Raw genomic sequence first — 14,876 nt, 5'->3', positions numbered from 1 at the left:
GACGTCCTCGCATCCGCTCCGGCCGGCCCTGGGAGGCTGGGGGCATGCAGTGGTCACCGCGGGCGGCGGAGACGGGGGCAGTGGCGGCCGTCGCCACCGGCCTGGCCCTGTCGGTCGTCCTGCTCGATCCCCCGGGGCGTGTCCTCGTCGGCGCGGCCGCGCTGCTCCTGCTGCTCCTGGTCGCCCACGACCTCCGGAGCCGTCCCCGGCTCAGTGCCGGCCCCGACGGCGTCGACGTCCGGACCTGGACCGGCCGCCGCCATCTGCCGTGGCCGCTGCTGCGCGTGCGGGTGCGGGTCACGCGCCGGCTGGGGGTCAGCAGCCGCACCCTGGAGCTGGACACCGCTGCCGGCCCGGACGACGACGGGGTGCTGGTCGTCCTGGGCCGCCGTGACCTGGGCGCGGACCCGGAGGCGGTCGCCCGGGCCCTGCGCGACCTGGACCCGCGGGCCTAGAGGCCGAGGACGGCGACCGTCGAGACGCCGAGCGCGAGGACGAGCAGGACGGCGACGAGCGCGCCCAGCCCCGCGATCTCCGCACCCGGCCGACGGCGCGTGAGCATCAGCACCCCCGCGGTGAGCGCTCCGGCGACCAGCCCCCCGAGGTGGCCGAGCAGGGAGACGCCGGGCAGGAAGCTGATGAACACGTTGATCGCCAGCAGCGTGAGCAGGCCACGGATCTCCTGGCGGCGCACCAGCATGAGCACGCCCAGGCCGCCCATCAGCCCGTAGACCGCCGTCGAGGCGCCCGCCACCGGCGCACCCGGGTTCCCGAAGAGCTGGATCGCGGTCGCGCCACCGAGGGCGGAGATCAGGTACAGCGCCAGGAAGCGCCACCGCCCGAGCTGCCGCTCCAGCTCGGACCCGAACACCAGCAGCGCCAGCATGTTCATCAGCAGGTGGACCGGGCCGATGTGCAGGAACGCCGCGGTCAGGAGCCGGTACGCCTCGCCGAGGTCGACCAGGAAGGGCCGCTGGTACAGGGCGGCGAAGACGGCGCCCAGGTAGTTGTCCATCGGGGAGTAGCCGTCGACCGCCGCGGAGACGGCGGTGACGGCGAACATCGCGACGTTGATCGCGATCAGGGTGAGGGTGACCGCACCCCACCGGCGCCCCGCCGCCTGCAGGCCGCTGCCGCGCCGGGGGGCGCGGACGGAGGCCCGCCCCTCCCGGACGCACTCCGGGCACTGGAACCCCACCGAGGCCGGGGTCATGCACTCCGGGCAGATCGGCCGGCCGCAGCGCGCGCAGGAGACGCCGGTGGGCCGGTCCGGGTGCCGGTAGCAGGTGGTGGTCGGGGGCGCCGGCTGGTGCTCGGTCAGCTGCGCTGCACCTCGACGGACTCGATCACGACGTCCTCGACCGGCCGGTCGTTGCGCCCGGTCGCCACCTTGCCGATGGCGTCGACGACGTCCCGGCTGGCCTGGTCGGCCACCTCGCCGAAGATCGTGTGCTTGCGATTCAGGTGCGGCGTCGGGCCGAGGGTGATGAAGAACTGCGAGCCGTTGGTCCCCGGGCCGGCGTTCGCCATGGCCAGCAGGTAGGGCTTGGAGAAGGCGAGGTCGGGGTGGAACTCGTCGCCGAACTGGTAGCCCGGGCCGCCGAAGCCCTGACCGAGCGGGTCGCCGCCCTGGATCATGAAGCCGGAGATGATCCGGTGGAAGATCGTGCCGTTGTAGAGCGGGTCCGTCGTCTTCTGGCGGGTCTCGGGGTGGGTCCACTCGCGACTGCCGTCGGCGAGGTCGGCGAAGTTGGCCACGGTCTTGGGAGCGTGGTCCGGGAACAGGTCCACGGTGATGTCGCCGTGGTTGGTGTGCAGGACGGCGCGCCGTGCAGGCGAGTTGGATTCGGTCACGCCGTCCACTCTGCCACCGATCCGCGGGGCACGATCGACCGGTCGGGGCTCCGCGACGGGCCGGGCGCCCTCCCCGCCGGTCCGGCCCACGGTGGCCTCCGGCGGCCCCAGGAGGCTAGGGAGCGACGAAGAGGAGCCGGTTGGGCGACTTCGCACCGGCCGACGTCACCGTGCCGGTCGTGGCCGTGGCGGTGAGGCGCGAGGCCACGGTGGCCGGGGTGAGGGACGGCGTCGTCGACAGGAGGAGCGCAGCGGCACCGGCCACGTGCGGCGCGGCCATGGACGTGCCCGAGACGGTGTTGGTGGCCGTGCCCGGCGCCGCTGCGGTGGCCCCGGTGTGCCAGGCCGACGTGATCCCGGCACCCGGCGCGAACAGGTCCAGACACGCGCCGAAGTTGGAGAACGACGCGCGCCGGTCGGTCTTCTCGGTGGCGCCGACCGTCAGCGCCGCCGGAAGGCGGGCCGGGGAGGTGTTGCAGGCGTTGGTGTTGCTGTTGCCCGCGGCGATCGCGACTGTCACGCCGTCATCGATGACCCGCCGCACGGCCGCGTCCATCGTCGTGCTGACGCCGCCGCCCAGACTCAGGTTGGCCACGGCCGGGCCGGTGGTGTGGTTGCCCACGATCCAGTCCAGGCCGGCGATCACACCCGACAGGCTGCCCGACCCCTTGCAGTCCAGCACGCGGACCGGCACGACGGTGGCCCTCTTGGCGACGCCGTAGGTGGTGCCGGCGACGGTGCCCGCGACGTGGGTGCCGTGCCCGTTGCAGTCACTCGTGCCGTTGCCGTCGGCGACGGTGGTGTGCCCGGACGTCAACCGGTCACCGAACTCGGCGTGCGGGGCGACACCGGAGTCGACGACGTAGGCGGTGACGCCAGCGCCCGCCGCGGTCGGGTAGGTGTAGGTCGTGCTCAGCGGAAGGGCGGCCTGGTCGATCCGGTCGACGCCCCACGTCGCGGAGGCCTGCAGGTCCGACGCGGTGACGACGCCGTCGGGCTCGACCGACAGCACCGCGGGGCTGCGCTGCAGGACGGCGATCGCCCGGTCGCTGAACTCACCCGCGAAGCCGTTGACCGCGGCGCGGTAGACGTGCGAGACCGCGCCCCCGGCCCGGCGGGACTCCAGCAGCGCGTCCCAGCCGGGCTGCAGCTGGACGATGACCCGCGTCCGGTGCTCCGGTGCCGCGACCGCCGTCGGCGCGGTGAGCGTCGACAACCCGAGGGTGGCCAGCACCCCGAGGGCGACGACGGCGGGACGCCGCGCGGAGGAGAGGAAGGTGGTGCGTCCGGCAGCTCGCATCGTCTGTCCCGCTCTGCGTGTGTCGCCGGAACCGTGGAGCTGGGCACCCGCGACCATGACTGTGTGCGAGTGGTTTATCACGCGACGGAGCGTCGAACGAGGGGGCTCGCCGCGCGGCCGGAATCGGCAGCCGTGTGGGCGTGGGTTGCCGGCGCGATGCGCGTCAGCCGTGGGTGGAGACGAGGGGAATCGAACCCCTAACCCCCGCCTTGCAAAGGCGGTGCTCTGCCAATTGAGCTACGTCCCCCGGGGTGGTGCTCGAGCCGGGCCTCAGCGTGCAGTAGGGGTGCTGACGGCGCCGGGGCCGCGGGTGGCCTCGTGCCAGAGGTTGTTCTCCGCCTTGCCGGACGAGCGCTTCCGGACGGCGGCCAGGGCGCCGGCCGCCACGGCGGCCAGCGCCAGCTGCTTCAGCACGCGGCGTACCTCCTCGAGTGCTCGGTGCACCGCGTTCACGGTGACCCATGTGGTGCCGCACCGGCGGCTTGCGCCACCGCCGAGCCGGCACACGGGTGGGCCTGGGAGGACTTGAACCTCCGGCCTCATCCTTATCAGGGATGCGCTCTAACCAACTGAGCTACAGGCCCGTGAACCTCGGAAAGCTTACCTGGGGGCGTCGACCACCTGGCCGAGGGGTGGAAAGCGGGGCGCTGCCGCCGCTCCAGCGGGTGAGGGGACCGGTGCGCGACATCGGCCGCAGGCGCCCTCGCATTGCGCCCGTCGTCCGACCATGGCCGGTGCTGCAGCACGAGCAATGCCCCCACAACACCCCCAATCCCCTCTGGACGCCGCGTGGCCCGGCCGGGGACGAACCTGTCGGGCCGAGTGGGCCCCGGAGGGGTCCGCGCAGGCACGACGCAGCGGCTCGTGCCGGCCGGGGACGGCCCGTGGCCGCGGTGCGACCCGGAGGGTCGCCATGTGCTCAGTCGCGCTCGGACAGCGTGAGCTCGAGGCCGCCGACGAGGTCGGAGCAGAGGTTGTAGATGAACGTCCCGACGGTGCACAGCGCCGTCATGAGCACGATGTTGATCGCCCCGATGACGGCCGCTCCGCCGAAGACCAGCCCAGGGGTGACCACGTCGCCGCCGAGCTCGCTGCCCGACGCCGTGCTCAACTGGCCGAACAGGTCGTTGAGCGTGTCGAACACCCCGAGGGCGCTGAGCACCCCGTAGAGCACGCCGACCGCCACCATCCAGATGAAGAACATGGCGATCGACAGCACGAACGAGATCTTGAACGCCGACCAGATGTCGACGTGCCGGAGCTGCAGGCGGGCGCGGCGCGGGCCACGACCACCCTTGCCGGCGCGGCCGCGGATCCGCGAGGCGACAGAGCCGGTGGCGTCGGGCGCACCCGGCGCGGAGGCGGCACCCGTGGCCGGCGCGACCGGCCCCTTGCCGGTCGCCGGGATCGGCGGGACCGGATTCGAGGAGACGGCCGGCTGGGCACCCGAGGCGGGGCCACCCGAGCCCTGTGCGCGGGCGGTGCCGGCACCCGGGATGGACTGCGTGGACGTGACCGGCGTGGCCTCGCCCGGGGTGCTGCCTCCCGGCGCGTCGTCGTCGCCGCCCCGGGAATCGGTGCGCACCGAACTCTTCGTCCGGTCGCTCATGCGCGTCTCCCGTTCCCCAGCGGCGCGGGCCGCTCCCTCGAGACCGTGGCCGAGAGGTGGCCGGTACGGCCGCCCGGACGCAGGTCAGTTCCGTGGCTGGACGGGCCGGACCCGGGTCCCCGTCGGTGACGACGGGGTTCCCGGTTCTGACCTGCCATTGCGGTCACACTAGGCCGCGGGCTCGTCATTGTCGGTAGTGCGCGCGATCGCCACGATCGATACGTCTTCCGGCAAGTTCATGAGCTTGACACCCATGGTCGCGCGGTCCTTGTTGTGCCGCACCCCGTTGACCGGGGTGCGGATCACGCCGCCGCTCGACGTGATCGCGTAGAGCTCGTCGCCGAGGGTCACCGCCAGGGCGCCGACCAGCGCACCCTTGCGGGCCTTCGGGTCGGCGGTGAGCACGCCCTTGCCACCGCGCCCCTGGTTCGGATAGTTCTCGATCCCGGTCCGCTTGGCGAAGCCGCGCTCGGTGGCGACCATGACGTCGACGCCCTCCTGCACGACCATCATCGACAGCAGCCGGTCGTCGTCGGACAGCGAGATCCCCCGGACGCCCTCGGTGGCCCGGCCCATGGGCCGCAGCGCGACGTCGTCGGCGGTGAACCGGATCGACATCGCCTTGCGGGTCACCAGGAGCAGGTCCTGGTCGGGTTCGATGAGCACCGCACCGACCAGTTCGTCGCCGTCGCGCAGGTTGATGGCGATCACGCCGCCCTGACGCGGGGAGTCGAAGTCGGTGAGCCGGGTCTTCTTCACCTGGCCGCGCGCGGTGGCCAGCGCCAGGTACGGGGCGACCGTGTAGTCCTTGATCTGCATGACCTGGGCGATCTTCTCGTCCGGCTGGAACGCCAGGATGTTCGCCACGTGCTGGCCACGGGCCGTGCGGTTGGCCTCGGGCAGCTCGTAGGCCTTGGAGCGGTAGACCCGGCCCTTGTTCGTGAAGAACAGGATCCAGTCGTGGGTGGAGCCCACGAAGAAGTGGTCGACGATGTCGTCCTGCTTGAGGGCCGCACCCATCACGCCCTTGCCGCCGCGGCGCTGCGAGCGGTAGAGGTCGCTCTTCGTCCGCTTCGCGTACCCGGTGCGGGTGATGGTGACGACGACCTCCTCCTCCGCGATGAGGTCCTCCATCGAGACGTCGCCGTCGTTCGCGACGAACTGCGTGCGCCGGTCGTCGCCGTACTTCTCGACGATCTCGGCCAGCTCGTCGTGGATGATCTGCCGCTGCCGCTCGGGGGAGTCGAGGATGGCCTGCAGGTCGGCGATGCGGGCCTCGATCTCGGCCAGCTCGTCGAGGATCCGCTGCCGCTCCAGGGCGGCCAGCCGGCGGAGCTGCATGTCCAGGATCGCGGTCGCCTGGATCTCGTCGATGTCCAGGAGCTCCATCAGCCCGCCGCGGGCGGCGTCCGCCGACTCGCTGTTGCGGATGAGGGTGATGACGTCGTCCAGGTGGTCGAGCGCCTTGGCGTAGCCGCGCAGGATGTGCGCGCGCTCCTCGGCCTTGCGCAGCCGGTACCGGGTGCGCCGCTGGATGACCTCGATCTGATGTTTCACGTACAACCGGATGAGCTCGTCCAGCCGCAGCGTCCGCGGGACGCCGTCGACGATGGAGAGCATGTTGCAGCCGAACGTCGTCTGCAGCTGGGTGTGCTTGTAGAGGTTGTTCAGCACGACCTTGGCGACGGCGTCGCGGCGCAGCGTGATGACCAGCCGGCGGCCGACCCGGTCGCTGGACTCGTCGGCGATCTCGCTGATGCCCTGCAGGCGCCCGTCCTTGACCGCCTCGGCGATCGCCTCGGCCAGGTTGTCCGGGTTCACCTGGTACGGGAGCTCGGTGCAGACCAGTTGGACGCGACCGCGGGAGTCCTCCTCGACCGTGACGACGGCGCGCATGCGCACCGAGCCGCGACCCGTCCGGTAGGCGTCCTCGATGCCCTCGCGGCCGACGATCAGCCCGTGGGTGGGGAAGTCCGGTCCCTTGACCCGCTCCATGCACGCGGTGAGGGCTTCCTCCGGCTCGGCGTCCGGGTGCTCGAGCACCCAGAAGACGGCGGCCGCCACCTCGCGCAGGTTGTGCGGGGGCATGTTGGTGGCCATGCCGACGGCGATGCCGGCCGAGCCGTTGATCAGCAGGTTCGGGATGCGCCCGGGCAGGACCAGGGGCTCCTGGTTCTTGCCGTCGTAGTTGGGCTGGAAGTCGACGGTGTCCTCGTCGATGTTGGCCAGCATCTCCATGGCCAGCGGCGTGAGTCGTGCCTCTGTGTAACGCATCGCCGCCGCAGGGTCATTGCCTGGGGAGCCGAAGTTCCCCTGCCCGTCGACCAGCGGGTAGCGCATCGACCACGGCTGGGCGAGCCGGACGAGGGCGTCGTAGATCGAGGTGTCGCCGTGCGGGTGGTAGTTACCCATCACCTCACCGACGACGCGCGCGCACTTGACGTAGCTGCGGTCGGGGCGGAAGCCCTGGTCGTACATCGCGTAGAGCACGCGGCGGTGCACCGGCTTGAGGCCGTCGCGAACCTCCGGGAGCGCGCGGCCGACGATGACCGACATCGCGTAGTCGATGTAGCTGCGCTGCATCTCCTGCTGGAGGTCGACCGGCTCGACGCGGTCGCGGGCAGGGGTCTCCGTCACGGTTCAGATCTCCACAGGTCAGTGCACAGCGGTGGACAAAGTCGCAGGTCAAGTGGCCCGTCGGAGTGTCGCGACAGGTTCTGGGACCCGGTCACGACGCGCCGGCGGACGGGGTCGGACATCCAGGCCCTACACATCCAGGCTCTACACATCCAAGAATCGGACGTCTCTGGCGTTGCGGGTGATGAAGCTCCGCCGGGCCTCGACGTCCTCGCCCATCAGCACGCTGAACAGCTCGTCGGCGGTCGCGGCGTCCTCGAGGGTGACCTGGAGCAGGATCCGGGTCTCGGGGTCCATGGTCGTCTCCCAGAGTTCCTTGGCGTTCATCTCGCCGAGGCCCTTGAAGCGCTGGATCGCGTCGTCCTTGATCTTCCGGCCGGCCTCGGCGCCGGCCTTGAGCACGGCTTCCTTCTCCCGGTCGGTGTAGACGTACTCGTCGCCGGTCTTGCCGCCCCACTTGATCTTGTACAGCGGCGGCTGCGCGAGGTAGACGTGCCCGGCCTCGACCAGGGGACGCATGAAGCGGAAGAGCAGCGTCAGCAGCAGGGTGCGGATGTGCTGGCCGTCGACGTCGGCGTCCGCCATCAGGATGATCTTGTGATAGCGGAGCTTCGACAGGTCGAACTCGTCGTGGATGCCGGTGCCGAAGGCGGTGATCATCGACTGGACCTCGTTGTTCTTGAGGACCCGGTCGATGCGTGCCTTCTCGACGTTGATGATCTTCCCGCGGATGGGCAGGATCGCCTGGAACATCGAGTCGCGGCCGGACTTGGCGGAGCCACCCGCCGAGTCGCCCTCGACGATGTAGACCTCCGAGTTGCGCGGGTCGGTGGACCGGCAGTCGGCGAGCTTGCCCGGCAGCGAGTTGTTGCTCAGCAGGTTCTTGCGGGCGAGCTTGCGGGCGTCCTGCGCGGCGCGGCGGGCGCGGGCGGCCGAGGACGCCTTGGTGATGACGATCTTGGCCTCACCCGGGTTGGCCTCGAACCAGTGCGTGATCTGCTCGTTGCAGACCCGCTGGACGAACCCCTTGACCTCGGTGTTGCCGAGCTTGGTCTTCGTCTGGCCCTCGAACTGCGGGTCGCCGAGCTTGACGGAGACGATCGCGGCGAGACCCTCGCGGATGTCCTCACCCGTGAGCTTCTCGTCCTTCTCCTTGAGGATCTTCTTGTCCACCGCGTAGCGGTTCACGATCGAGGTGAGCGCCGCACGGAAACCCTCCTCGTGCGTGCCGCCCTCGTGGGTGTTGATCGTGTTCGCGAACGTGTAGACGGACTCGGAGTACGCGTCGGACCACTGCATCGCGACGTCGAGGCTCATCGCCATGTCGTTCTTGCCCACGCCGTCGGCGGAGAAGCTGACGACGGACTTGTGGATCGGGCTCTTCTTTGCGTTGATGTGCTTGACGTAGTCCTCGAGGCCGCCGTCGTACCGGTAGGTGATCTCGGTGGCCTCGAACGCCTCGGCCTCGTGCCCGGGTGCCGGGGCCTCCTCGACGAGCGGGATCTCGTCGGCCAGGCCGGTCTCGACCTTCGTGTGCCCCGTGCGCTCGTCGCGCAGGACGATGGTCAGCCCCTTGTTGAGGAACGCCATCTCCTGCAGCCGGCGGCTGATCGTGTCGAACGAGTAGTGCGTCGTCTCGAAGATGTCGGCGTCGGCCCAGAAGGTGATCTGGGTGCCGCGCTTCTTGGTCGGGCCGATCTTCTCCAGGGCACCGGGCTTGGCCAGGTCGTAGTGCTGGTGCCACTCGTTGCCGTCGCGCCAGATGCGGACGTCGAGCGCCTTCGAGAGCGCATTGACGACGGTGACGCCGACCCCGTGCAGGCCGCCGGAGACCGCGTAGCTCTTGCCGTCGAACTTGCCGCCCGCGTGCAGGATCGTCATGACCACCTCGACGGTGGGCCGCTTCTCGACGGGGTGCATGTCGACCGGGATGCCACGGCCGTTGTCCTCGACCCGCACACCGCCGTCGTCGAGCAGGGTGACCCGGACCGTGTCGCAGTGCCCGGCCAGCGCCTCGTCGACCGAGTTGTCGACGACCTCCCAGACCATGTGGTGCAGCCCGCGCTCACCGGTGGAACCGATGTACATGCCGGGGCGCTTGCGCACCGCCTCGAGGCCCTCGAGCACGGTGATGGAGCTGCCGGAGTAGGCGTTCTGCGGGACTGCTTCGGTCTTGGGTCGAGCGACCACGTGGGGCCCTTCTGTCGCGCAACCGACGCCCGGCCCCCGGGAGGGAGACTCCCCTGACACGCGGGGTGGACGGCGCAGAGCGGCGCTGAGCCGGTTGCTGGCGGTTCCTGCTGTCCAGACTACCGGGTGGTCTGACAGGAATGCCGTCGTCCGCGCCCTGACGTCGCGCCTGCGCCTCTCCCGACTCCTCCGCCACCACCCGTGTCACCCCGGAGGCCGACACGCCGTCCTCGGGCGGTCTGGCGGCGACCCCCTAGTTCCTCGGGCCGGAAGGGCCGTCGCCGGTAAGGGAACTGGGGTCGAACCTCGGCGCCTCGGCACCCGTCCGCTTGTTGATGAGGACCGTGACGCCCCACAGGACGATGCCGATCGCGAGGAGGACACCCGCGATCCGGTACTGCTCGGCGGGCCGCCCGGCGAACGGCGTGGCCAGGAACGCACAGGCCAGCGCGCCGACCACCGGCAGCACCGTGGGGGTGCGGAAGTGCTCGGCGTCCACCGGGTCCCGGCGCAGCACCAGCACCGCCACGTTGACGACGGTGAACACGATCAGCAGCAGCAGCGCCGTCGTCCCGCCGAGAGCCGGCACCGCCCCCACGAACGTGATCAGCCCGAAGGCCAGCGCGGTGGTGAACAGGATCGCCGTCGTGGGCGTGCGCCGGCGGTGGTGGACCTTGCCGAGGAACGGCGGGAGCACGCGCTCCCGGCTCAGCCCGTAGACCAGCCGGCTGGCCATCAGCATGTTGATGAGGGCCGAATTGGCGACGGCGAACATGGTGATGACGCCGAAGAGGCCGATCGGGAAGCCGGGGGCGCCGGCCTCGACCACCTGCAGCAGCGGGGTGTCGCCCTGGCTCAGGGCCTCCGCGGGCACCAGCGCGATCGCCGAGATGGAGACGAGCACGTAGATGGTCCCGGTGAGCACGAGCCCGAAGAGGAGCACCTTGGGGAAGATCCGCCGCGGCTCCTTGCACTCCTCGGCCATGTTGACCGAGTCCTCGAAGCCGACCATCGCGAAGAACGCCAGCCCGGTCGCCGCGATCACCCCGCCCAGCAGCGACCGGTCGCCGGTGTCGAACTCGGTGACCCGCGAGAAGTCGCCCTCGCCGATCCCCAGCGCCCAGACGCCGACCCCGATCACGATGAGCAGCCCGCTGAGCTCCACGCAGGTGAGCACCACGTTGGCCTTGACGCTCTCCCCGACCCCGCGCAGGTTCACCGCCGCGACCAGCGCCATGAAGCCCAGCCCGATGAGCGTGATGCCCAGGCCCTCCTCGAAGCCGAGCCCGAACACGTTGGCCGCGTTGGCGCTGAACGCCCGGGCAGCGGTGGACGCCGAGGTGATGCCCGAGCTCATCACCGCGAAGGCGACGAGGAAGGTGAGGAAGTGGACGCCGAACGCCTTGTGCGTGTACAGCGCCGCCCCGGCCGCCCTCGGGTACTTGGTGACCAGTTCCAGGTAGCTGAACGCCGTCACCAGCGCGACCAGGAAGGCGACCAGGAACGGCAGCCAGACCACCCCGCCGACCTGGGCGGCGACCTGGCCGGTGAGGGCGTAGATGCCGGTGCCGAGGATGTCGCCGACGATGAAGAGCAGGAGCAGGCCGGGCCCCATCACCCGCTTGAGGCTGGGTTCGGACCCGTCGCGGATCTCCTCGTCGGTGCGTGCGGTGTCGGCCATCTGCGCCGCCTCCTGCTCGAGGTCCGCCCGGGCGCGAGGGGCCCGGGACGTTCCGATGCTGATGGCTGGGCCGCCCGCTGTCGACCCGAGGCGTCGCGCTGTCGACCGGACGGCGTCGCGCGGGGGCCGGGAGGCGCCGACACTCGGGGGATGACCCCACCGGACGCGCCCAGGACCTGCCTCGTCACCGGCGCGACGGGCTACATCGGCGGCCGTCTGGTGCCCGAACTGCTGGCGGCCGGGCACCGCGTGCGGGTCATGACCCGATCCCCGGACCGGCTCCGGGACCACCCGTGGGCCGGACGGGTCGAGATCGTGCGGGCCGACGCCGCGGACGCCGCGGCGGTCGCCACGGCCTGCGCGGGCGTCGACGTCGTCTACTACCTGGTCCATGCCCTCGGCGGCGGACATGCCTTCGAGGAGACCGACCGGCACACCGCCGAGGTCATGGCCAGGGCGGCGCGGGAGGCCGACGTGGGCCGGCTGGTCTACCTCGGCGGGCTGGAGCCCGAGGGCGAGGACCTCTCCCCGCACCTGCGCTCACGCGGCGAGGTGGCCTCGATCCTGCTCGCCTCCGGCGTCCCCACCGCGGTCCTGCGCGCGGCGATCGTGCTGGGCTCGGGCTCGGCGTCCTTCGAGATGCTGCGCTACCTGACCGAGCGCCTGCCGGTGATGGTGACGCCGCGCTGGGTGCACAGCCGGATCCAGCCGATCGCCGTCCGCGACGTGCTGCGCTACCTCGTCGGCTGCGCCACCCTGCCGCCGGAGGTGCACCGCTCGTTCGACGTCGGCGGCCCCGACGTCATGAACTACGCCGAGATGATGCAGCGGTACGCCGTCGCCGCCGGACTCCCCCGGCGGCGGATCCTGCCGGTGCCGCTGTTCACCCCGTCGCTGTCCAGCCACTGGGTCGGCCTGATCACGCCGGTGCCCGCCTCGATCGCCCGCCCGCTGGTCGAGTCGCTGCGCAACACCGTGGTCTGCCGGGAGCACGACATCGCCGAGTACGTCCCGGATCCGCCCGGTGGCCTGCTCGGCTTCGACGAGGCGGTCCGCCTCGCGCTGCAGCGGGTCAAGGACGCCGCCGTCGCGACGCGGTGGTCCTCGGCGTCCGTGCCCGGTGCGCCGTCCGACCCACTGCCGACCGATCCTGACTGGGCCGGCGGCAGCGTCTACGTCGACGAGCGCACGCGGGAGACCAGCGCCTCGCCCACTGCGCTGTGGCGGGTCGTGGAGGGCATCGGCGGCGACACCGGCTGGTACTCCTTCCCGCTGGCCTGGGAGGTGCGCGGCCGGCTGGACCGGCTGGTCGGTGGGGTGGGCCTCCGGCGAGGACGGCGGTCCCCGCACGACCTCTACGTCGGCGAGGCCCTCGACTTCTGGCGGGTCGAGGCGCTGGAGGAGGGCAGCCTGCTGCGGCTGCGCGCCGAGATGCGCCTGCCCGGGCTGGCCTGGCTGGAGTTCCACGTGGAACACGAGGGGGCCGCGAGCGGTTCGGAGGCCGACGGGAGGACGACCCGGCTGCGGCAGCGGGCCACGTTCGTCCCCCGCGGCCTGTTCGGCCACCTCTACTGGTGGGCGGTGGCCCCGTTCCACGGCATCGTCTTCGGCGGGATGCTCCGCAACGTCACGCGCGCAGCCGAGCAGGCCCAGCCGGCCTGACCCCTGCCGTTGCGGGTGTTGCTCCACCATTGCCGCTGCTGCAGCGCCCGCAATGGTGGAAGACCACGCGCAGTGACATGGCGGTCCTCCGGACCGCGTAACCCTTACCCGAGTCGACGTCAGACCAGGAGCTGGGCGGTGGCCAGCTCGCGGTAGAGCGGGCTCTCCTCGACCAGCTCGTCGTGCGTTCCCCTGGCCACGATCTCGCCGGCGTCCAGCACCACGATCTGGTCGCTGTCGCGCACGGTGGACAGCCGGTGCGCGACGACGAGGAGCGCCCGGTCGGCTGCGGCCGCCGCGAGGGTGTCCCGCAGCAGGCTCTCGTTGCGTGCGTCGAGGCTCGCGGTGGGCTCGTCCAGGAGCAGCAGCGCGGGCCGGGAGAGCAGCGAGCGCGCGATGGCCAGCCGCTGCCGTTCCCCGCCGGAGAGCAGTACCCCGTCGTCGCCGACGGGCACGTCGAGCCCGCGGGGGGAACGCTGGACGACGGGGGTCAGGCCGACGTCGGCCAGCACGGCCCACAGGTCGGGGTCGGAGACCCCCGGGGCCGCGAGCAGCAGGTTGTCCCGGATCGTGCCGGCGAGGACCGGCGCCTCCTGCTCGACGTAGCCGAGCCGCGCCCGGAGTGCGGCCCGGGGCAGCCTCCGGACGTCGGTCCCGGCCCAGCGGATCACCCCGCCCGTCAGCGGGTAGAAGCCCTCGACCAGGGCCAGGATCGTGGACTTGCCCGCACCCGACGGACCGACCAGCGCCACCCGGCTGCCGGCGAGGACGGTGAGGGACACCCCGCGCAGCACCTCCGTCCCGTCGGGATAGGAGAAGCGGACGTCGTCGAGCTCGAGCAGGGGAGTCGGGTCCCCGGGCGACGGCATCCGCGGCAGGGCGGTGGCCCCGCCGCGCTCCGGGTGCCGGTCGTCCTCCGGTGCGAGCGCCAGCACCTCCTGGATCCGCGCGAGCGCCCCGAGCCCGGTCTGCAGCTGCGTCCACGCGGAGATCGCCTGGCCCAGCGGCATGACCAGCAGGAACAGGTAGAGAATGAAGGCGACGAGATCGGCGACGTCGATCGACCCGGTGGCCACGCGGTACCCGCCGAGGCCCAGGACGGCGAGGAACGCGCCCTGGACGGCGATCGAGCTCGCCGGCGACACCATCGCCTCCACCCGGGCGACCTGCACACCGGCGTCGTAGGCCCGGGTCGCGCTGCTGCCGACGACGTCCACCTCGCGGTCGGTGGCCCCGCTGGCCCGGATGGTGCGGACGGCGGACAGCGACCGCTCGACCGCCGCGGTCATGGCGCCGACCTCCTCCTGCGCGCGCCGCGAGAGGTCGCGGATCCGCCGGACCACGGTGCTGACCACGGCGACGCCCAGGCCGACCGCGACCACGGTGACCAGCAGCAGCCACCCGTCGACCAGCGCCATGGCGATCAGGGCGCCGACGCCCACCACCACCGAGCCGGCGACCTCCACCACCCCCGACGTGACCGTGGCCCGCAGCAGGGTGGTGTCGGCGCCCACCCGCGACATCAGGTCGCCGGTGCGCCGCCGGTCGTACTCGCTGACCGGCAGCCGGAGCAGCCGGTCGGTCAGGGTCCGCCGGGTGGAGAGCACGACCCCCTCCGCCGTCCGCTGCAGCACGTACTGCTGGACCGCTCCCAGGAACGCGCCGGCGATCAGCACGACGAGGAGGACGACGACGGCGGGCAGCACCGACCGCCCGCCCCCCACGGCCGTGATGACCCGCCCGACCAGTGCCGGCTGCGCGAGTGCCGCCGCGGCGCCGGCGAGGGACAGGGCGGCCGCGACCGCCAGCGACCGCCGGTGCGGCCGGAGCAGCGGCAGGAGGTCGCGCAGCCCCGCAGCCGGCGGGACAGCCACTGAGTCGGGAGCTGCGGAGTCGGGAGCCGGCCCGGCGTCGCTGTCTGGCTCCGTGCTCACCGGGCTCGT

General features: G+C 71.9%; 11 protein-coding genes and 2 tRNA genes. 2 read left to right on the top strand and 11 right to left on the bottom strand.

Going from position 1 to position 14,876, the window contains the following annotated elements:
• Positions 1–44 precede the first annotated feature (44 nt).
• The gene (locus E4P39_RS15540; RefSeq protein ID WP_135137485.1) at positions 45–455 is read left to right on the top strand and encodes a PH domain-containing protein; all 411 of its coding nucleotides are present in this window, start codon (positions 45–47) and stop codon (positions 453–455) included.
• Here E4P39_RS15540 and E4P39_RS15535 read toward each other — a convergent pair.
• The 10 genes from E4P39_RS15535 to E4P39_RS15495 form a co-directional block, all read right to left on the bottom strand.
• Positions 452–1,213: a rhomboid family intramembrane serine protease gene (locus E4P39_RS15535; protein WP_135137484.1), complete on the bottom strand. Its 762-nt coding sequence runs from the start codon at positions 1,211–1,213 to the stop codon at positions 452–454. The genes E4P39_RS15540 and E4P39_RS15535 overlap by 4 nt on opposite strands.
• A 104-nt stretch (positions 1,214–1,317) precedes the next feature.
• Entirely contained in the window at positions 1,318–1,854 is a 537-nt protein-coding gene (locus E4P39_RS15530; RefSeq protein WP_135137483.1) for a peptidylprolyl isomerase, read from the bottom strand.
• Positions 1,855–1,969: 115 nt separating this feature from the next.
• Positions 1,970–3,154, bottom strand: coding sequence for a S8 family peptidase (locus tag E4P39_RS15525; protein ID WP_167761890.1), 1,185 nt, complete (start codon positions 3,152–3,154; stop codon positions 1,970–1,972).
• 174 nt (positions 3,155–3,328) lie between these two features.
• A tRNA-Ala gene (locus E4P39_RS15520) sits at positions 3,329–3,401 on the bottom strand.
• A 23-nt stretch (positions 3,402–3,424) separates the two neighbouring features.
• Positions 3,425–3,568: a DLW-39 family protein gene (locus tag E4P39_RS22405; protein ID WP_167761888.1), complete on the bottom strand. Its 144-nt coding sequence runs from the start codon at positions 3,566–3,568 to the stop codon at positions 3,425–3,427.
• Positions 3,569–3,664: 96 nt separating this feature from the next.
• Positions 3,665–3,738: transfer RNA gene (locus E4P39_RS15515), tRNA-Ile, on the bottom strand.
• A 335-nt stretch (positions 3,739–4,073) separates the two neighbouring features.
• Positions 4,074–4,763: a DUF3566 domain-containing protein gene (locus tag E4P39_RS15510; RefSeq protein WP_135137481.1), complete on the bottom strand. Its 690-nt coding sequence runs from the start codon at positions 4,761–4,763 to the stop codon at positions 4,074–4,076.
• Between the two features lie 168 nt (positions 4,764–4,931).
• Positions 4,932–7,400 carry a DNA gyrase subunit A gene (gene gyrA, locus E4P39_RS15505; RefSeq protein ID WP_135137480.1) on the bottom strand — a complete coding sequence of 823 codons (2,469 nt, stop codon included), beginning with the start codon at positions 7,398–7,400 and terminating at the stop codon, positions 4,932–4,934.
• 144 nt (positions 7,401–7,544) lie between these two features.
• Positions 7,545–9,590 carry a DNA topoisomerase (ATP-hydrolyzing) subunit B gene (gyrB, locus tag E4P39_RS15500; RefSeq protein ID WP_135137479.1) on the bottom strand — a complete coding sequence of 682 codons (2,046 nt, stop codon included), beginning with the start codon at positions 9,588–9,590 and terminating at the stop codon, positions 7,545–7,547.
• A gap of 253 nt (positions 9,591–9,843) precedes the next feature.
• On the bottom strand, positions 9,844–11,271 hold the full coding sequence (locus E4P39_RS15495) for an APC family permease (protein ID WP_135137478.1): 1,428 nt from the start codon (positions 11,269–11,271) through the stop codon (positions 9,844–9,846).
• A 150-nt stretch (positions 11,272–11,421) separates the two neighbouring features.
• Here E4P39_RS15495 and E4P39_RS15490 point away from each other — a divergent pair, with 150 nt between their 5' ends.
• On the top strand, positions 11,422–12,933 hold the full coding sequence (locus E4P39_RS15490; RefSeq protein ID WP_135137477.1) for an SDR family oxidoreductase: 1,512 nt from the start codon (positions 11,422–11,424) through the stop codon (positions 12,931–12,933).
• Positions 12,934–13,052: 119 nt separating this feature from the next.
• Here E4P39_RS15490 and E4P39_RS15485 read toward each other — a convergent pair whose 3' ends face one another.
• The gene (locus E4P39_RS15485; RefSeq protein ID WP_245159865.1) at positions 13,053–14,867 is read right to left on the bottom strand and encodes an ABC transporter ATP-binding protein; all 1,815 of its coding nucleotides are present in this window, start codon (positions 14,865–14,867) and stop codon (positions 13,053–13,055) included.
• Between the last annotated feature and the right edge of the window lie 9 nt (positions 14,868–14,876).

The sequence above is a fragment of the Blastococcus sp. CT_GayMR19 genome (assembly GCF_004570385.1).
Taxonomy (GTDB): domain Bacteria; phylum Actinomycetota; class Actinomycetes; order Mycobacteriales; family Geodermatophilaceae; genus Blastococcus_B.
This window is presented reverse-complemented; position numbering and strand designations above follow the sequence as displayed.